A 19,116-nucleotide genomic window follows, 5' to 3' on the forward strand; every position below is an offset into this window, starting at 1 on the left:
ATCACTCGTCTGCTCCGCTGGCGTCCCGGGCAGCGCGCCGGGCGTAGTCGGCCAGCACCGCCTTCACATAGTTCCGGGTTTCACTGAAAGGCGGGACGCCGCGGTAGCGCTGCACAGCGCCGGGTCCGGCATTGTAGGCCGCCAGCGCGAGGGTGAGATCACCCCCGAAGGCGTCGAGCTGCCGGCGCAGGTAGGCCGCGCCCCCCTCGATGTTCTGCCTGGTGTCGAAGCGATCAACGCCGATCTCGTCCGCAGCGGCCTGGGTCAGTTGCATGACGCCGACCGCGCCCTTGGGCGAAACGCTTTCGGGGCGGAAGCGCGACTCCTGCCACGCCACGGCTGTGACAAGCGCGGCGGGCAGGCCCCGGACCTGCGCGGCGCGCCCTATCTCCGCTGTGATCGCGCCCGGGTCCTTCGGCGCACGCGTGATGGCCGCCGTCGCCGTGCCGGTGGGGATGGGTTTGACGCCCTCAGCGGTGTGGACAGCCGGGCCATCATGTACGATCGCGACACCGTCGACGATCTCAAGCACCTGGGCCCTCGACGCGGATGGCGCTACGGTGAGGAACGCGGTGGCCGCAGCGATGATCGAGGCCAGCCGCGTGAGCCTACCGCCCGCGGCGCCGGACGCCTCGGCGCGGTGTCCGGGCTGGTCAGGGTCGGCAACCAACACATGCTGACCCGTCACAAGCGCCCCCGACCACAACAGCGTCGACTATAGGTGGAGCCAGACGCCCGCGCAACGCTGCATGGGCGCTCAAGAAGCCGGGCCCATGGGGCTCCTACGGTCACGAGTGACGGCTGGCCCTGCTCCCTGGCGCGCCTGGACCAAGGTCTGACCCTGGAGCTACCGGAGGTTTGGCGGAAGCGCTGGGTCGCGCCATTTGGTGCGGTGGCTCGCCGCCTGCGCCTGACCCGCAGGTGAACTCCAGGCTGGAGACGCCATCGCCCGCCCACCGTCCACCTCGGGACGGGGTCCTGGCTTGCCCCGGCAACCGGAGACCGCCATCCCGCTCAGCAACAGGGCGAAGGTCAGGATCAGGCGGATTGGTTGGGCCCAGACCATCATGGTTCCCGCCCCGCCTCGGTGACGGTCTTGGCGATCGGTGACCATAGGTAGTCGATCACCCTGCGACGCCCCGTCACGATTTCAGCGGTGGCCGCCATGCCTGGGGAGAGACGCATCGCCCTCCTGCTTGTCGCATCAGCGCCCGTCAACCGGATGCGTGCGGGAAACACCAGGCCGCGCTTCTCATCGACGATGGCGTCTGGGGAGACCTGTTCAAGCACGCCCTTGAGCGTTCCGTGGCGGGTGAAGGGATAGGCCTCGAGCTTGACGGCGACCTGCGCGCCTGCCTGCAACGTTCCAATGTCCTTGTTGAGCACAAGCGCCTCTAGGACCAGGCGCTCGCCATCCGGGACGATGGTGATCAGGGTCTGTCCAACCTCGGCGACCTCACCCAATGTGGTCACCGAAACCTCCTGCACGACGCCGGAGACCGGCGCCGTGAGGGTCTGCAGCGCCTGGCGTTGGTCGGTCTTGCGCACCGCTTCGCCCCGGGTGGCGACAATGGCCTCAGCCTCGGCCCGCTCCTGGGCCGCCTGGCCCGCGAAGGCTTCTGCGATCTGGGCCAGTTCCCGGTTCAGCGAGGCGACCTGGGCGATCGCCTCATCCCGCCGGGCCTGCTCGGCCCGCAGCTCCTGACGCAGGGCCACCGCACGTTCCTGCTCCTGGATCAGTCGAAGCCTCGATGAATAGCCCTTTGCGGCCAAGGTCTCGTAGGCCTCGAGTTGCCGCGAGGCGAGCGGGATCGTCTGCTCAAGCTTGGTGATGTTCGCGTCCGTCAGGCGCACTGTCGCTGCGCCTGCTGCGCGCCGTTCCACGACGCCGCCGCGACGCGCCTGGTATTCGCGTATGCGTGCGCCGATCAGCTGCCGCTCGGCCGCGGCCGCCAAGGGATCGGCGCCGTCTGGAGCGATGAAGTTGGCCGGTCGCCCCGCCGAGAAGGCCAACAGGGCGTTGGCCCGCGCCCGCACCAGGGCGGCTGTCGAGAGTTCGGTCCGCGCCGCGCCGGCGTCGGCGTTGGCCATTGTTGGGTCGAGCGAGATGAGGGTCTGGCCAGCCCGGACATGCTGCCCCTCGCGCACGGCGATGGCCCGGATCACGCCGATCTCCGCGGCCTCCACCGACCGAAGCCGGCCGGCGGGGACCAGGCGCCCCTCGGCCACCGCGACGGTGTCCATCTCACTGAGGAAGGACCAGGCCAGGGCGGTCGCCGCAGCCGCCATCACGACCCAGAGCACGGCCCGGCCGACCGGCGACGGCGGCGTCTCGGTGATCTCCAGGGCGGCGGGCAGGAACTGCGTCTCGACGTAGGCGTCCGCCGCCGTCTTGCGGCGCTTGCTCTCCGCGCGCCAAGCCGTAACCAGGACCTGCAGGTGCGCCATCAGGCTCACAGCCTCACGCCCTGGATCTGGGCCTTCCAAAGCTTGCTGTAGCGGCCGCCCGCGGCGAGCAGGCTCTCATGCGTCCCCTCCTCCGTGATCTCGCCGCTCTCCATGGTGATGATCCGCTCCGCCATCCGGAGCGCCGAGAGGCGGTGGGCGATGATCAACACGGTCCGGCCCCGGGAGATCGATCGCATATTGGCGTGGATGATGGCCTCGGACTCGGTGTCCAGGGCGCTGGTCGCCTCATCCAGGATCAGGATCCGGGGATTGGTGATCAGCGCGCGCGCAATGGCGATCCGCTGCCGCTGCCCGCCCGAGAGGTTGGCGCCGCGCTCCTCGATCTGGGTGTCATAGCCCTCCGGGAGCTCGAGGATGAATTCATGTGCTCCGGCCATGGAGGCCGCGGCCATCACCGCCTCCGTCGGTAGGGAGGGGTCGGCGAGCGCGATGTTGTCTCGCACCGAGCGGTTGAAGAGCAGGTTCTCCTGAAGGACCACCCCCACCTGCCGCCGCAACCAGGCTGGATCGACCAGGGCGAGGTCGATGCCGTCGATCAGCACCCGCCCGCCTTCAGGGACGTAGAGCCGTTGGACAAGCTTGGTCAGGGTCGACTTGCCGGAACCGGACGGCCCGACAATCCCCAGCACCTCGCCGGGCGGCACGTCCAGGTTCACGCGGCGAAGCGCCTCTCGGCCGCCCGGCTTGTAGCGGAAGGTGACGCTGTCGAACCTCACCGCGCCTTCGATACGCGGCAGGGTCGCGCGCGAGGCGGAGAACTGGGCTTCAGTCGGGGTGTTCAGGATGTCGCCCAGGCGTTCGACGCCGACCCGGGCCTCCTGGAACTGCTGCCAGAGGCCGGCCAGGCGCAACACCGGCTCCGCCACCCGGCCCGCCAGCATGTTGAAGGCCACGAGTTCGCCGATGGTCATCTGCCCGCCGATGGCCAGCTTGGCGCCGACGTAGAGGATGACCGCGGTGGAGAGCTTGTTGACGAACTGGATCGCCTGCCCGCCCCAGATGTTGAGTTTGGCCGCCTGGAAGCCTGAGCGGACATAGCCCGCCAGCAAGCGCTCCCAGCGGGCCTGCATCTGGGGTTCCACGGCGGCGGCCTTAAGGGTCTGGACGCCCGTGACGCTTTCGACGAGGAAGGCTTGGCTCTCAGCGCCCCTCCGGAAACGCTCGTCGATGCGCCGGCGGAGCGGCGGGGTGATCAGGACGCAGATCACCACGTAAAGCAGGATCGCCACGGCGACGATCAGGAACAGCCAGGCCGAATAGAACCACATCACCGCCAGGAAGACCGCGGTGAAGATGAGGTCGATGACCAGGGTGACCGACGAAGAGGTCAGGAACTCGCGGATGGTGTCGAGTTCCCGGACCCGGGCGATGGAGTCGCCGACACGCCGAGATTCGAAATATGCCAGCGGCAGGCTCAATAGATGCCGATAGAGCTTGGCCCCCAGTTCCACGTCCACGCGGCTCGTCGTATGGGTGAAGAGGTAGGCGCGCAGGCCCCCGAGCACAGCGTCGAAGGTCACGACCGCGATCAGGCCGATGGCGAGCACATCGAGGGTGGTCAGCGAGCGGTGCACCAGCACCTTGTCGATCACGACCTGGAAGATCATCGGCGTCGCGAGCGCAAAGAGCTGCAACACGAACGAGGCGAGCAGCACCTCGCCCAGCAAGCCCCGGTACTTCACCAGCGCCGGGATGAACCAGGTCACGTCGAACTTCGCACCGCCCGGGAGTTCCGCACGGCTTGTCAGCAGGACCACCTGGCCAGACCAGACCTGATCCAGATCGCTGAAGGAGAGGTGCTGCGGTCCGGTTGCCGGGCCTTGCACGAGGACCACCTCCCCACGCACCGCGCCAATCAGGAAATAGGAACCGTCCCGGCCTAGCGCGATCGCTGGGAGGGGCGCGCTCTGCAGCTTCTCGATGGTGAGGCGGGTCGCCTTGGCCCTTGCACCGAGCCGCTTGGCCAACCTCACCAGGTCAGACGGCTCGGTTGGTCCCCCCTTGCCGAGGGAGTGCCGCAGCTGCGCCGGGTCGGCCGAAATCTGGTGGTAGCCGAGCAGCAGGACCAGGCAATCCAGGCCGCTGTCTATGGCCGTGAAATCGTCATTACCGACGGCGCCGTCGTCGGCCAGACCCGTGACCCCCATGATTGCAGCGGTTCCCAGAAGCAACTCCGGCGAGATTTACTCCAGGTTGAGGTGCTGGGCGAGCGGAAATAGACGACGCCGGGCCACGCCCGCGCCGCTCGCCTACGGTCGAGGTTCCAACCGTCAGGCGGCGCAGGTCCAGACCAGGCCCCTCGCCCAGCCGCCCGCCTCGGCGCTCGGCGCTCGGCGCTCGGCGCTCGCGTATCGCGCGCACTGGCGTGATGGACCACACAGCAAGCTATGCGGGCGAAAGACACGCTTGACGCCTCCAGGGTTGAGCTGCAAGCTTGTCCCTCAATGAGGCGCCGTTTTGGAGTGGCGGACGCGTCACCGACCCACGCAACACCTTTCCAGGGCAGGGGTTATGGCATTCGAACCCCTCGCTTTACGAGGGCGTGCGCATGCGCCTGGACGGCGTGGCGCGCGAACTCTCGTCACTAATAGTTGCAATATTTTATAACTAAATCCATGATTGTGGCTTCTATTGGGATGTGTGATCGTCTCGCCTTCCACGTGTGGTAGCTGGAGGGGTTCCAATGAGGTTCGGGTTGTCGTTGACCGCCGCACTCGGCGCGTCGCTTTCGCTGGCGTTTGCCGCGCCCGCCGTCCAGGCGCAGTCCCTAGGGACCTGGCAGGACTACATCCCCGCGGGCCAGAAGTACTACTTCCAGAACCCTGGCAACGGGTCGGTCTACGGCCCCGTGGGCGTGAAGGCCCTGCCCGGGGTCGGCCGCGAGGATCACTACCACGCCGCGGCCGGCGACACCTGCAGCGGGGCGGGAACCTTCATCGAGATGATCGAGGTGAAGTATTGCTCGATGACCAACATGGCCACGGGCGTCGTGACCGGTGACCAGTTCCGCGTCTTCCTCGGCAACAAGAGCCTGGCGGGCGCCGAATATCCGATCACGGTCGCCACGCATGACGGCAAGCCCGCCACACGCTTCTATTATGACAACAACGCCAACTTCGTGCCCGACGCCGGCGACACCGGCTACTACGTGAGCTGTCCGGGCGCTGGCCACCCCTACGCAACGCACGAGATCAAGGCGACACAGAACATCATCCAGACCTGGTTCCATCAGGGCTCAAGCCGATTCTTCTGGGACGCCGTCGTCACCCCTCCGGAAACCAAGTCAAATCCCAACTGGGGATCATCCGGCGGCACCGCCCAGGCGATCATGCACTCCGACGCGTTCTGGTGCGCCAACCCCTACAACGACAGCTGCCCCGTCAATGGCGTGTGGCAGGTCGGCGCCGGCTCCAACGTCCTGATGTCCGACGGATTGTATTGGCCCGACCCCAGCAATGTCGGCATCGGCCGCAAGGTCTGGCACGCCAAGTACATTGGTCCGGTGTGGTGGCAGGACACGTGGTGGCCCTACACCCATAGCTCCGGGCTCGACCGCGCCGAACCCTTCTCTGGCTGCTGAGCCATGCGCCGATCCGACCAACCTGCGTTCACGGTTGGTCGGATCGGCGTCAGCTTCGGCCGGCGGCCCCGCGCCGCCGGAGGCGCTACCTGTTGCGCGCGCCCTAGTCTCCCCGGCCCTTCAGGATTCGCCGCGCCTGGAAGGGCGGGATGATCGCAGTGATGTGCGCCGCCCACCTGATCCGGCAGTCGCGCCGCAGGGGCCCGGCGATACTCTCCAGGTCGAACCGGCCGGGCTTCGAGCCCCGCAGCAGCCGCTTGACCAGGACCTCGTCCTGGTCGGTCTCCACGACCACCACATGGCCCAGCATGTCGGAGGTCGGCGGCGTCCTCTGATCCTCGAAATAGATCAGCCCGCCATCGTCGGCGACACCGCGCATGGAGTGCCCGCTGATCCGCAGGGCGACAGCGCTCGCCGAGCCGCCTGGCGGCAGCGGAACGAAGTCACCCACCCCCTGACCGGTGGCGAACAGGACCGAGCCGTCCGGGTCTGCGCCGACCCGGCCGATGACCGGGACCAGCACCTCGAGGGGCTTGCCAGGGCTTGAGGTCGGTACGTCCGGTTTTGGCGCGCCCGCGCCATCATATAGCCATTGGGCGCTCGTCCCGAAGGCTTGTCCGTATTCGCGGGCCTTCCGGTATGAGAAGGGAGCGTTCGCGTTCTCGTTCGATGCATAGGTGTTGTAGTTCCAGCCGAAGGTCTCCGCCGCCGCCCTCGCCGTCGGGAAGCCCCTCTCGACCCGCGCGGCCTTGAGGCGCGCTGCCCGGGCCAGTTCTGACGGGCCGTGCTGACTGGGCGCTGGATCGTTCATGTCCGTGTATATAACATACGCTTTTTGCTTGCCAAGTAGTGTATTTTACTTACAATACACCCATGCGCTTGCCCAAACCCCCACAGGAAGCCCCAACGCGCGATTCGCTCTCCGTGGAGGTGGGCGGCTGGTTCAAGGCCCACGCCACCGGGAACGGCGTCATCGCCATCCCCATCGTCCTGGCCATCGTCGTGATGGCGATTGCAGTCCAGGCTTGGCTTAGCGCCGGTTAGGTCGATCGGATATCGACCCACGTCTGACGCTGGCCCGTACGCGCGGCCCTCCTCGCCAACCGCGAGCGCCTTCCCTCCGGTGAGGACCTCGCGGCAGGCCTGTGACGACCGGACCCGCTGGGGCGAGCGCGGCTTACTTGGATACTGACCTGTCCAACGCCCTCGCGCACGATCGATCCATGCTGGGACGACTTCGCCGAAGGGTTGTCCCCCACGCGCCCTCCAGCCCGGAGATGGGCGCGTCATGCCGTCGCCTGAAACCGGACGCCGGCGAACTTGTGATCCTCGCGAATGCGCGCCTTGGGCGCACATAAGGCGCTTGCGGTTCTCGAGCGGAACCGCGGGGTCACCGCCAAGGATCGGGAACACTTGGCAGAAGCGGCGAACTCGGGTTATGAAAACACGTTTAAGTTGCGCCTTGGGGTTGAGCCTCGATGTCAGAGTCCCTCGTCGATGACCCCGCGGTCCACGGCGCCCTACCATCCGCCCTTCGGACCATCCGCCGCCAAAGGCGGCTGAGCGCGCGGGCGGTGGCGGCCGCCATGAACATGCCCCCGCGGAGCTATAGGCGCCTCGAGGCTGGACGCGGTCGCCTGACCCTCGCGCGCCTGCGCGACTTCGCCCAGGCCACCAACAGCGATCTGTTCGCGCTCCTCCTTTGCGGGTCGCTCGACTCAGCCGACCCGGCCGTGCGTTGGGTCGACCGCAAGCTCGCGGCGATCCTGGCCACGAGGGTCGAGGACCTTGACAAGGCGACCGTCGATCAGGTGACGGCGCTGGACGCGGGCCCGTTCCTGGCGGCGTTCCGCGAGGCCCTGCACGCGCTCGCGGGCCAGGCGGCGGGCGTGCGGCTCGGCGCCCCGACCGGCCCAGGCCACCCGATTGGCGCAATCCAACCCGAGAAGCTCACGAAGCGCCAACTGGAGTGCCTGCGTTGGGTGCAGGCCGGCAAGAGTTCCGGCGATATCGGCGGCATCCTTGGGCGATCGCCCCGCACAATCGACGAGCATCTCGACTCGGCTCGACGTTGGCTCGGGGGGCGCACGCGCTTCCAGGCCGTGCAGATCGCGGTGAGCTGCGGGGTCATCGCGCCCTATCCCTAGCGTCACGGCGTCGCTCCGAGCCGCGTAACACCCTGGGTCCTGGCGTGTCGATCGAAGGTGGCGAAGGCCACGACGCCGGCAACGTGGCGTCAGCCCTTGGCCGTGATCAGGGATCCTCAAATCCAGGCAGGGTGCGAAGCGGGGGCACGGAACGCGATCATCGACCTTGTCCATGCCGACCCCGATCGTTCGGGGCCTCCCCAATCCCTACACTACTTGTGCGGGTTTACGACCAGGCCTCCGCGGCCGCCCGGATCATCCGCGGCTGGCGGGGCGCCGAGGCAAGGCCGCTGCGACCCTCGCCAAGCTGCGCATGTGATCGATCACGGCGCGCTGCAGGGCGCCATCGCCCAGCGCCGAATAGGCTTCCAGCAGCTCTAGGGCGCCGGCGATCCGCAGGAGCCCGAGGCTGGGGTTATCGGGCCCGCGGGGGCCGACGAAGCCCTCCGTCAGCTGATCGAGATTGCAGTCAAGCGCCTCGGTTGTCGCCACTAGTCGCGAGAAGCTGACGCGGTTGGCGCCGCGCACGTACTTCTGGACCTGCTGGAACGAGACCCCGAGCGCGTCGGCGAGCCGCTCCTGGCTCAGACCCATGGCCCGGCGGCGCTCGCGAAACCGCAGGCCCAATTCGAGGTCGAGCGCATGCGGCGCTCCGTCGTCGTATTTCATGTGCAGCCCCCATCAGATTGGCGGGCCGATGCGTCATGTCCACCGGTGGCATGATCCACGGGACTATTGCAACCCGCACACGAAGCCCGGCGTAGCCCGACCTGGCGCGAACCTGCAAGGCGCCCCCACTCCTGCCCGACAGATCGTCCGAGTCGCCCGGGCGCACGCCCACAAGGCAGCTTTGCGCGAGTTCGGCCGTCGCGGTCCACGCACACCGGCCGGCGCCCCACACAAGCTCAAGCACGGGTGATGGTGAGTATAAAACTAGAAAGTACACCTATAGTACAAATTGTATGTATATTTCGCCAGATTTCTGGTGATACCAACGTCATTTCTGTCCTATATCAATATTTCACAGCTACAACTTCATGGTAGACGACGATCCATTCACACTAAACCTCAAGACACGCGCGCTGCTTCCGCCACTATATAATATATTGGTTTACCCGGCCCGAAACGCGACCCTTGATTGTGCCTCGAGGCAACACCGGGGGCGGTGGTGGGAATCCGGTCGGAACCATGGATCATCGCGACGCGCTCGGCAGAGACGCCCACCCCGGGAGCCCCGGCACGGCCTACTGGGTCACTGGACTCCCCGGCGTTGGCAAGAAGACCCTGGCCCAAACGCTGGCTTCGCGCATCACAGCCTCCGGCCGCCCCGTGATCCGTCTCGATGGCGACCGGTTGCGCGAAGTCTTGGGTGGCCGGTTCGGTTACGGCCAGGCCGATCGCCACACCGTCGCGCAGGTCTATGCGCGGCTGTGCCGGGAGCTGACGGCCCAGGGCCCGGACGTGATCTTGGCCACGGTGTCGATGTTCCACGACGTACGCCGCTGGAGCCGCGCCAACATCGAGCGCTACTGCGAAATCTACCTCCGCGCGTCCGTTGACATGCTCGCTGCGCGTCACCCCAAGGGCCTATACGCCGCAGCCCTCGCTGGCCGGATTCGAAACGTGCCCGGCGTCGACCTTCCGATCGAGGAGCCGGACACCCCCGACATCGTGATCGACGATGACGGCTCCAAGACGCCGGCGGCGGTGGCGCTTGAGCTGTTCCGGCGCCTGCGGCTCGCCGAGGCGGCGTGATGCTGGCCGTTGACTTCACCCCACGGACCGGGACCCCGGATATCGCTTCGACGACGTGCGCGCGTCTTGTCCCCGACATCCCTGGGGCCGCGCGCCCAGGCGCCCGCCCCGAAAACGTTCACTCCGCCGGAGGTTGACCCCGCCGACCAGCCACACGCGCCGCCTAACATCCGCGCTCACGAAGCGTATCGCGCCCACCGACGGCCGGATGACCCATCCGGTCGCGACACCGCGTCGATATCCTATAACATATTGATTTAATTGAATATTATTGTTGCCACCCCCCGTGAGTTGTGTAGGATGAAGCATCACCCCAGGGTGTCCCCCCTAATCCGAATGACATCGGAGCACGACAATGACCTACGAAACCGAACTGGACGTCGCCGAACTGATCGACCTCGGCGAAGTGTCGGAAGCGACCGAAGGCAGCCCGCAAGAAGTGGACTCTGAAGTCAACATCAAGCGGCCCGCCGGCTAAGGGTCCCGGCGATGCGCTCCAGCGGGGCGCATCGCCTCCCTCGGGTTCGGCGCGAGCCGCACCGAGCCCAGGAAAGCGTCTGGGAGACAGGACAATGACCGGAACCGATGGATTGGATTTCGACGCCGCCGAGATCATCGAATTCGGCGCGGCCTCCGGCGAGACAGAGGGCGGCGATGGCGACATGGCCGAGCTGCACACCCGCCTTCCATCCTGAAGGCTGCCCTTCCGCGCCCAAGTCGCGGAACCCGTGACCGACCAGTCGAACACCACGACTCCAAGAGAAGGCTTGCCGCGTGAATCTGGCTCCGAATGTCTATCTGGCCACCGTGGACGATCGGTCCGTCGTCCTGGACCTGGACCGGGATCGATATGTCGGGCTGGGCCGAAGCCTGACCAGAGCGGCCCTCAGATTGACCGGCGGCCCAGACCCCTCGCGGGACGACGAGCGCGCCAGCGAACTAGAGACCGGGCGGGCAAAGCTCGTCGCCCAGGGGATTTTGACGACGTCACCGCCCAAGACGCTCCGGAGGACCGCGCCAAGCGCCACAACCAGCCACTGGCCTTCTGATCCAACCGACGACGCCTCCCATCGTTCGATGGATTGGAAAGCCGGACTGTCGGCATTGAGGGCGCTGACGGACGCCCAGGTCTCCCTGCGCACCCTGCCCTTTCGAAAGACGATCGCCCTGGTGGCCCGCGAGAAGGTGCGCCCCGATCATGCAAGGGCCAGGAGGACCGAACAGGACCTCATTGACACCTTCTATGGAACGCGCCCCTGGTTTCCGGTCAAACCCATATGCCGGCTCGACGCTGTTGCACTTTGTATTTTCCTGAACCGCAACGGCCTGGACGCCGACCTCGTCTTCGGGGTGCGGCTCGATCCGTTCCACGCCCACTGCTGGGTGCAGCGAGGCGAGGCCGTCCTGAACGAGGCCCACGACGGCGTCCTGAAATACACGCCGATCATGGTCGTTTGAACGCAGAGGCCCCCATGATGCATCGCTACATCGCCGTCGTGTTGACCGGGCCCGATCCATTGGCGTTCGCGAGCACGGTCAGGCGTCTTTCGCCGCGCCTTGAAAGTTGGGAGCGCGTGCTTGAGACCAAACTGGCCAGCGCCTGGCTCTTCAAGGCCCCACCCAGCCGGCTCTCCTGTCGGCGCCTGAACGGTGAAGGGTGCGTCATCGGTGTCGACTTCGCTCGCGCCGACCGGCGCGCGAGTGCTCCGAGGGGCGCAGGCGACCTAGCTTCGTTGCTGGAAACGCGTTGGGGGGCCTATGTCGCGATCGAGGTCGAAGCGGCCCGTCGTTCCGTTCGCGTGCTGCGCGATCCCACCGGACGGATCGAGTGCTGGAAGCTGTCGCTTGAAGGCCTGGACGTCATCTTCTCGCACTACGAGGACGTTCAGTGGCTCCAGCCCCGGCGCTCCCCGATCAATTGGGACTACGTCGCCTATCACCTCAACAACGATTGGCTGAGGGGCGATGAGACCGGGCTCGAGGACATCTCGGAGGTCTTGCCGGGCGAAGAACTGCTCTATCTTGACGGCCGCCCCAGCAAGAGCCGCCCATGGCGGCCCGACAAGATCGCCGCCGAGCGTTTCGCGACCATGGACGAGGCGCAACGCGCTATCCGCCAAGCCGCCGAGAGCGCAGTCACGGAGTGGGCCGCCCGATACGGGACGATCGCCCTCGATCTCTCCGGTGGGCTCGATTCCTCCATAGTCCTTGGCCTGCTGAAACGATGCGCGAAGCATCCGAACGTCGTTGGCGCGAACTGGGTCATCGCGCACGCCGAAGGTGACGAACGCGCCTTCGCCCGGGCCGCCGCAGAGCTCCACGGCGTCCGGCTGATCGAGGCGGAGATCTCACCTGAGAACCTCCGGTTCGGAGCGCCCGTCGCCCACCGCCTCATGCGGCCCTCGATCCGCAGCATGCCGCTTGGCTATGACGAGCGCGGCGCCCAGATCGCCAAGGAGATCGGCGCCGACGCCTATTTCACGGGGACGGCAGGAGATCACATCTTCTACGACTACCTGCAGGTCAACGCTGGCAGCGATTATCTGCACGACCGGGCGCCGCTCGGCGGGGCGATCGGGACGGCCCACCAACTGGCGCAGGTCTCCAAGAACACGATCTGGAGCGTCTGTGGCGCGGCGCTATCCGACTATGTTGGGGGGCCCAAGCCACTCCACCAGATGTTCAAGAACAGGAACCCCTTCGCCGCCCACGAGATGTCGGAGGCGGAACTCAATCGGTTCATCCATCCCTGGGCGCACGATGGATTGCACCACACACCTCCGGCCAAGCTCCAGCAGGTCCTGAATATCTCCGAGCTCCAGCGACACTACTGGCGCTATGGCCGCGCCGATGTGTCAGAAGAGGTCCATCCCCTGTTCTCACAGCCACTGGTGGAAGCGTGCCTGCGGACGCCGGCCTACTGGTTCTGCGCGGGCGGGATCCAGCGCGGATTGGCCAGGCGGATCTTCTCCGATCTCCTGCCGGCGAGCATTCGGACCCGTCGCACCAAGGGCGCCAACACCAGCCACTGGGTTCGCGTCATGACCCAGAACCTCCCCCATGTCCGGGAGCTCATGCTGGAGGGCCACCTTGCCTCCCGCGGCCTCCTGAACCGTGCCCGGATGGAAGAGGAGCTGACGCCGCTCGCCATGGCCGCTGCAAAGGCCCAAGGGCCCCTAGCTGTCTGCCTGACAACGGAAATCTGGATCCAGCAGACCGAGGCCAACCGTGGCCGCTCAGCACCCTCTGGGACACTCATGGCCGTCTGACCTCAGCCTCCAGCCGCGCCTTCATGTCGCGCCAACGTCGGTACTGCTCACTGAGTTCGGGGTTCGGATCCTCGTAACCCATTAGCCAGAACTTCAGCCATTCCATGTTGTTGGCATAGACACCGGCCAGGGACCGCGGATGGTACTTGACGTGCAACTCGTCTGGAAACACACGCATCTCTACGGGACGTTTAGCGTGCCGGAGCGCCTCAATGCCCTCGAAGCCGATCATCACCTCGTGCTGCCCGGCATTGATGAGCAAGGGAGTCTTGAGCCTTTCCGGCATCCGGGACCAGGATAGCTGGGCGATCGGATTGTCCTCTGGCGGAATGATCGTCTCCGAACTGAACGCCTCCATGAGACGGGTTCGATCGGCGCCTTCCGGCACGATGGCGAGGAATGTCTGGTCGTGGATACCGGAACTGGCGATGCCCGCCGCGAACCGGCGCGAGTGCTGGAGCGCGTAGTGGACGATCTCAGCTCCGGAGCTGAGACCTGTGATGGCCAGACGGCGATCGTCAACGAGGCCTTCGGCCACGAGCGCGTCTATCGCCTGCTCGATCACGCCCAGGACGCTGCGACGGTCCCTCAGGTCGCCGCCCAGTCGCGACCGTTCAACCTCCCGCAGGCTCAGCCTCCGCATCCTGTCCCAGGGCTCAGGCCGATCGACGCTCAGGACAATGAAGCCCTCCGCCGCCAAAGGGTAGATCGGGTACTCAGAGCCTGTCCCCCCGCGCAGGAAACCCTTGGAGATGTACTGCACAACGACCAGCGGATAGGCGCGGCCGGGGCGATAGTCATACGGGTAGACCACGTGGGCGAAGGCGGGATTACCCTCGAAGTCGCTCAGCATGAGCTTTCTGACTTTCGGGAACGCCTTGGCGGTGAATGTGGGATTGGCGTCGTAGAGCGTCCTGACCTCCCCAGTGTCGAGCTTGACCGCCACGATGTGGCGCGGACGCGTCACGGTTTCGCGCCCGCAGTAGGCGACAGCCCCCCGCACATGGCAGTCATCGATCAGGTCAGTTGTCCGAAGGACCTGTCGCACACCTTCCGAAGAGGGGCGCCACTCATAGAGTGCGGCCTCGTCCCTCGGGGCGCCGTCCGCACGCCCCGCCCCGCCCTCGCGCTTCAAGAACCAGATCGACGCGCCACCACGGGCCCAGCCGACCGAACGGATGGATCCGGTGCAGTCCCTAGCGTCGCACCGGCGCGCGCCTGCCGCATTGGTCGCGATCCGCCTCAGGGGCGCGAAGCCCGTTTCCTTGTCCGGATCAGCATTCTCGGCCCAGGCGATCGCCCCGTCCGACCGGGGTCGCCCCACGGCGCCGGTCTTGCCGCGGAACGCGCCGGGGACGCGGCTCCCGGGATCCAGTTCCTCGGCCAGCGCGGCGATTTCCGCCTCGGTCGCCGGTCGCGCGCCGCCTTTGATGTCGGCGGCGAACGTCCGCACATCGCACGCAGGGTCGGGGCTTGCACCCAGGCAGTCCGGCTCCGTGGGCTCGGGCGTGCGCGCGGCGGACAAGGGCATCCTGGAGTCGAGCAGCCAACCGCGTTGAGCCTCGATCTCAAGGTTCCTGCGGTAGAGATCGTGGTTCAGGCCGGTTCGGAACACCAAGACCCCGTCCCGCGACCAGGCGAAACCGGTCACCTGTGAAACCCCGTCGGCGACACGCTTGGCATGTCGGGACCGGGGCTCGCCCACCCACAGCTCGATCCGCGTTCCCGCGCGGCGGCGGAACGCGAACCACCGCCCGTCTGGTGACCACTTCGCGGGCGCGGACAGGATGTCCGCGCGTGGCAGGCCAAACACGTAACTTTGGATCGGATCGCCTCCTGACACGTCGAGCGGAGACGGGAGTGAGGCGCCGGAGGTCGGCGCCACGAACCACCTCACCACATAGTCATCGCGCTCTGGCCGGGCCTGTCGCAGCGAGAAGGCCAGCCAGCGCCCGTCGGGCGAAACGCTCAGCCCTCCGAAATCCCTTAGGCGCAGGAGGTCGTCGGTTCCCACGCGCGCCCGCGCGGACGGCGACACCGCATCCGCGCCAAGCGCCTCGCCGGCCCAATCGCCCTGGGCACGCGCATCCGCGCCCAGGGTTGCCTTAGGGACGCACATCAATCCGAGGGCGAACGCGAGCCCCCACCCCGCGCATCGGCTCACCACTTCTTGACGACCTCGATGCTGACGAAGCGGCCAAGGATCGAGGCGTTGGCAGCGTCCCATGTGGCGCTCGAGAACGTGGTCGGGGCGATCTCGGGCGGGTTCTCATCGAAGACATTCGTGACGCTCAGGATGACACGCGCACCCTTGTCATCCGTATTCGGGCGCGCCCCGAAATCGTAGCTCAGGCTGGCGTCGAACGTGTTCCACGACTCGACGGACTTGAGGGCGGTGGTCCTGCGATTGTCGATGTAGTTGTCGGTGTAGTTCCAATAGAGGGAGGCTGACCACTGGGGCGCGGTCCAGACTGCGCCTAGGCGGCTACGCAGGTCAGGCGGCGAGAATATCGTATCGACACGTTGCGTTGACGGGGAGCTGGCCAGCAGCTGATCCGAGAAATCACTGACATAGGTCAGGTCCAGGGTGAGGTCCAACGCGCCTGGCCGGAAGTCCCGGTGGAAGCTCGCCGAGGCCTGGACACCCTTGATGGTGGTCGTGGCGAGGTTCGTCACCCGGTCGTCGATGATCACTGTCACGTTCGTGGGGTCGAACGGGCGGCCGAAGAGATCGAAGGCGGCGCTCGCGCCGCGCACGAGGGCGGTGATGGTCGCCTGGCTCGGAGCGCGTTGGATCAGCGTGGCCGGCGCCTTGCGCACATCGAAGACGAAGACCCCCGTCGGGTCGGGCGTCGCAATGCGATCAGTATACTCGACGTCGTAATAGCCCAGGGTGAGGCGCAGGTCGTCGAACCACTCAGGCTCATAGATGAGGCTGATGTTGATGTTCTCGGACCGCTCGGGACCAAGCGGTGCGCCGGTTCCCGCCAGGAAGAGCGCGGGAGACGTGCCAGACGGCGTGTTGTCGGCCGTGTCCAGGGTGGCGGCGAAATAGTTGACGGCGCCGTCGAAGGGGGACGGCGCGCGGAAGGACTTGGAGTAGGTCGCGTTGAGGGCGACGGACGGGATCGGACGCCACATGACGCCGACCTTGGGCGCGTTCGCCTCGCCGAAGTCGCTGTAGTCATCGTGCCGTCCGGAAAGCGTGAGGCGAAGCTCCTCGACAAAGGGGCGGCGGCTATCGGCGTCGACAAGCGGGACATTCAGTTCGCCGTATAGCGAGGCGACCGTGCGGCCCACCCGGCTGAGGGTGTCGCCCTTCAGGACGGAGTTCTCGTCGCGGAAGGCCGCACCGACAGCCGCGTCGACCGACCCAGCACGCCAGGAAAAGAGCCGGCCAGAGGCCCGTGCCTCCACCGTGGCCAGATCGAACTGGTAGCGGTTCCCGCCCAGGCGCGTCGGCGCGCCGCTCCTGGACACGGTGGCGGTGCGCGTCTTGGTCAGGTTCCTGTTGGTCGTGGCGGAAGTGTCCAAGGTCCAGGTGTCGCCGAGCTGGAGGACCAACCCGCCCGACACTGAGTACTGCGATATCTTCCTGCCGCTGAAGATGCTCAAAGCCGGGCTGAGGTTCGTGACGATCTCCCCCGTGATGATCCGTTGCATGTAGACCGCGTCCCCAACGAGCCGCGCGCGGGGCCCGATGTCGTATCGCCCAGAGCCAAAATAGGAGGTGCGCGCGGTGTCGGCGAACAGGGTCGCCGGTTGGGGACGCAGCCGCGAGGCCGCGCGGTCGGACGCCAGGAGCGAGCCCTGGTCGAGATGCTCGACACCGGCCACGCCGCTCAGGTCGCCCCAACGCCCGCCGCCGAAGAGGCTGGCGCCATAGGTCTCCAGCCCGCCCTTCGCGCCGCCGTAGCGGACACGCGCCTCGACCCCGTCGTATGCTCGCCGCGTTATGATGTTCACCACGCCCGCCACCGCGTCGGCGCCGTAGATCGAGGACGCGCCGTCCGCCAGGACGTCGACCCGTTCGACAGCGGCGATCGGGATCATGGAGATGTCGACCGCGAGCCCCTCGCCCGCTGCTGGCAGGCGATTGCCGTTGAGGAGCACTAGGGTGGCGCCCGAACCCAGTCCGCGCAGGTTGGCGGTCGAGCCACGGCCCCGATTGAAGTTCGCGTTGTCGGTCTGCACCCCGCCGACGCTGGTTTCCAGGTTGATCCCGCCGCCGAAGTTCACCGACAGCGTGCGCAGGGCCTGTCCCACGTCCAGGAAGCCACCACGCTCGAAGTCACCCCGGTTGATCTCGATCACCGGAACCGTCACCGCCGCACCGCGGATGTTCGTTCCCGTGACAACCAACTCGTCCACCAGGCGTGGCGGCTCAGTCGCGACGCTGACGGCCGTCGCCTCGGACTGGGGGCGGACATCATCCCTCCGCACGATCATGATCCCGCCGGATGACGCCCGCCGCCACGTCAGGTCCGTTCCAGCGAGCAACCGGTCCAGGGCCGCCCCAGCCTCAAGCGTCGCCTTGAGCCCCGGCGTCCGCTGTCCCCGCACGAGGTCTTCGGTGAAGATCAGCTGCTGGTCAGCGGCGCGGCCATAGTCACGAAGGGCGTTCGACAACGGCTGCGGTGGGATGTCGAATTTGTATGATCGTTCCTGCGCGTGCGCCGCGGTCGCCGCCAGGCTGACCGACAGCGCGCCGGCAAGGGCGAATGTGCGGAAAAGCGGACGCCGCTCGGTGTTATTGGACATGTGCTGCCACCCCAGACGCAGACCACTGTTGGTCTATGGGAGAGCAAGACGCCGGACCGTCAGGAATCCTCCACGGAACTGTCAAACAACCTGCTCATCCCCGGCTGCGCAGCTCGATGACGCCGTCCGCGCGCGACGCGGCCTCGACCGGGAGGTAGTGGGTCACCGTATCGACGAAGGTCGGGAGGTCGCCGGCGGTGAAGACGCCGCTGATCCGCAGCGCGCCGGCGTCACGGTCCTTCACGATGACCGGGCTCGACGTGTAGCGGCTGATGCGCTCGGCCACGGCCGAAAGGGGCTCATCCTCGAACACGAGCTGACCGCTCTCCCAGGCCGTCGCCTTGTCCAGGCTGACCTGCTCGACCTCAGCCGTCGCCCCGTCGGCTGACGCCTTCGCGACAAGGCGATCACCCACGCGCAATTCAATCGACTTGCTGGGCGGCGCTCGACGTTCAATCGCCAGGAGCCGACGTGGCGGCGCTTCGACCACCGAGACGCGACCTTCGATGAGGGTCACCAGGACGCGCGGGCCAAGTAGGTCGACGCTGAAGATCGTCCCGGTCGCCACGATCGTCTGATGGCCGGCCCGCACCGAAAAGGGCCGCGTGACGTCCTTCGCCACATCGAACCTGGCCTGACCGCGGACCAGGTCCAGCGTCCGGGCATCCTTGGTGAAGCGGACCTTCAGGCGGGTCGTGGAGTCCAGGGCCACCCGGGAACCATCATCGAGCCTCACGACCCGACGCTCGCCCAGGCTGGTCTCATAGACCGTCGGCTGGGCGGGGCCCCACAGGGCGACGATGGCGAGCGCCAACGTGGCCGCGATCGTCGCCGCGCCGGCGATGCGCCTGGGCGTGAACGTCGGTCCGATCCATCGCGCGCGGGAGTGTCGCCGTGCGCGATCCAGGGCGTCGCGGCGCACCACCATGAGTTCGGGGGCCGTGGCCAGGTCGCCGATCTCATCCCAGGGCTGCTGCACACGGCGCCAGGCGGCCTCGTTGGCCGGATCGCGCGCCAGCCACGCCTCAAGCGCGTCGCTGCCCTCGAGGCCCGCCTCAGCCAGGCGCACCCGCCACGCGGCGGCCTCCACGAGGCGCCCCAGGTCAGGCTCAGCGCTGGCTGCGGCGGAGGCCAT

Annotated in this window: 16 protein-coding genes; 8 read left to right on the plus strand and 8 right to left on the minus strand. The window is 66.9% G+C overall.

Translation table 11 applies throughout. From position 1 onward, the window contains the following. Position 1: 1 nt before the first annotated feature. From Q8Q88_RS19690 to Q8Q88_RS19700, 3 genes are all read right to left on the minus strand, one after another. Complete coding sequence (locus Q8Q88_RS19690; protein WP_305676885.1) at positions 2-532, minus strand: lytic transglycosylase domain-containing protein; 531 nt, start codon at positions 530-532, stop codon at positions 2-4. A gap of 533 nt (positions 533-1,065) precedes the next feature. Further along, positions 1,066-2,448: an HlyD family type I secretion periplasmic adaptor subunit gene (locus tag Q8Q88_RS19695; protein ID WP_305676929.1), complete on the minus strand. Its 1,383-nt coding sequence runs from the start codon at positions 2,446-2,448 to the stop codon at positions 1,066-1,068. 5 nt (positions 2,449-2,453) lie between these two features. Then, positions 2,454-4,616, minus strand: a complete 2,163-nt coding sequence (locus tag Q8Q88_RS19700) for a type I secretion system permease/ATPase (RefSeq protein ID WP_305676886.1) — start codon at positions 4,614-4,616, stop codon at positions 2,454-2,456. A gap of 536 nt (positions 4,617-5,152) precedes the next feature. On the opposite strand from Q8Q88_RS19700, the gene Q8Q88_RS19705 reads away from it, so the two are divergent. After that, entirely contained in the window at positions 5,153-6,049 is an 897-nt protein-coding gene (locus Q8Q88_RS19705; RefSeq protein ID WP_305676887.1) for a hypothetical protein, read from the plus strand. 103 nt (positions 6,050-6,152) lie between these two features. On the opposite strand, the gene Q8Q88_RS19710 is transcribed toward Q8Q88_RS19705, so the two are convergent. Next, a complete protein-coding gene (locus tag Q8Q88_RS19710) occupies positions 6,153-6,860 on the minus strand; it encodes a S24 family peptidase (RefSeq protein WP_305676888.1) in 708 nt (235 codons plus the stop codon). A 62-nt stretch (positions 6,861-6,922) separates the two neighbouring features. Between Q8Q88_RS19710 and Q8Q88_RS19715 the strand changes: the two genes are divergently transcribed. After that, positions 6,923-7,093 (plus strand): hypothetical protein, encoded by a 171-nt coding sequence (locus tag Q8Q88_RS19715; protein ID WP_305676889.1) that lies wholly within the window; start codon positions 6,923-6,925, stop codon positions 7,091-7,093. A gap of 434 nt (positions 7,094-7,527) precedes the next feature. Continuing rightward, entirely contained in the window at positions 7,528-8,196 is a 669-nt protein-coding gene (locus tag Q8Q88_RS19720) for a LuxR C-terminal-related transcriptional regulator (RefSeq protein WP_305676890.1), read from the plus strand. 255 nt (positions 8,197-8,451) lie between these two features. Here the strand turns inward: Q8Q88_RS19720 and Q8Q88_RS19725 are convergent, their stop codons facing one another. Then, positions 8,452-8,865, minus strand: a complete 414-nt coding sequence (locus Q8Q88_RS19725) for a helix-turn-helix domain-containing protein (RefSeq protein WP_305676891.1) — start codon at positions 8,863-8,865, stop codon at positions 8,452-8,454. A 519-nt stretch (positions 8,866-9,384) separates the two neighbouring features. Here Q8Q88_RS19725 and Q8Q88_RS19730 point away from each other — a divergent pair. The 5 genes from Q8Q88_RS19730 to Q8Q88_RS19750 all read left to right on the plus strand — a co-directional run bounded on the left by Q8Q88_RS19730 (position 9,385) and on the right by Q8Q88_RS19750 (position 13,220). Further along, positions 9,385-9,951 (plus strand): adenylyl-sulfate kinase, encoded by a 567-nt coding sequence (locus Q8Q88_RS19730; RefSeq protein WP_305676892.1) that lies wholly within the window; start codon positions 9,385-9,387, stop codon positions 9,949-9,951. Between the two features lie 355 nt (positions 9,952-10,306). Further along, the gene (locus Q8Q88_RS19735; protein ID WP_305676893.1) at positions 10,307-10,429 is read left to right on the plus strand and encodes a hypothetical protein; all 123 of its coding nucleotides are present in this window, start codon (positions 10,307-10,309) and stop codon (positions 10,427-10,429) included. Between the two features lie 94 nt (positions 10,430-10,523). Further along, entirely contained in the window at positions 10,524-10,646 is a 123-nt protein-coding gene (locus Q8Q88_RS19740) for a hypothetical protein (protein WP_305676894.1), read from the plus strand. 112 nt (positions 10,647-10,758) lie between these two features. Beyond that, the gene (locus tag Q8Q88_RS19745) at positions 10,759-11,409 is read left to right on the plus strand and encodes a lasso peptide biosynthesis B2 protein (protein ID WP_305676895.1); all 651 of its coding nucleotides are present in this window, start codon (positions 10,759-10,761) and stop codon (positions 11,407-11,409) included. A gap of 275 nt (positions 11,410-11,684) precedes the next feature. Continuing rightward, positions 11,685-13,220: an asparagine synthase-related protein gene (locus Q8Q88_RS19750; RefSeq protein ID WP_305676896.1), complete on the plus strand. Its 1,536-nt coding sequence runs from the start codon at positions 11,685-11,687 to the stop codon at positions 13,218-13,220. Here Q8Q88_RS19750 and Q8Q88_RS19755 read toward each other — a convergent pair. The 3 genes from Q8Q88_RS19755 to Q8Q88_RS19765 form a co-directional block, all read right to left on the minus strand. Beyond that, positions 13,207-15,234, minus strand: a complete 2,028-nt coding sequence (locus Q8Q88_RS19755) for an Atxe2 family lasso peptide isopeptidase (protein WP_305676897.1) — start codon at positions 15,232-15,234, stop codon at positions 13,207-13,209. The two genes, Q8Q88_RS19750 and Q8Q88_RS19755, sit on opposite strands and share 14 nt — an antisense overlap. A 146-nt stretch (positions 15,235-15,380) precedes the next feature. Then, positions 15,381-17,981 carry a TonB-dependent receptor gene (locus Q8Q88_RS19760; RefSeq protein ID WP_305676898.1) on the minus strand — a complete coding sequence of 867 codons (2,601 nt, stop codon included), beginning with the start codon at positions 17,979-17,981 and terminating at the stop codon, positions 15,381-15,383. 94 nt (positions 17,982-18,075) lie between these two features. Then, positions 18,076-19,116 carry a FecR domain-containing protein gene (locus Q8Q88_RS19765; protein WP_305676899.1) on the minus strand — a complete coding sequence of 347 codons (1,041 nt, stop codon included), beginning with the start codon at positions 19,114-19,116 and terminating at the stop codon, positions 18,076-18,078.

The sequence above is a fragment of the Phenylobacterium sp. genome (assembly GCF_030697925.1).
GTDB lineage: Bacteria > Pseudomonadota > Alphaproteobacteria > Caulobacterales > Caulobacteraceae > Phenylobacterium.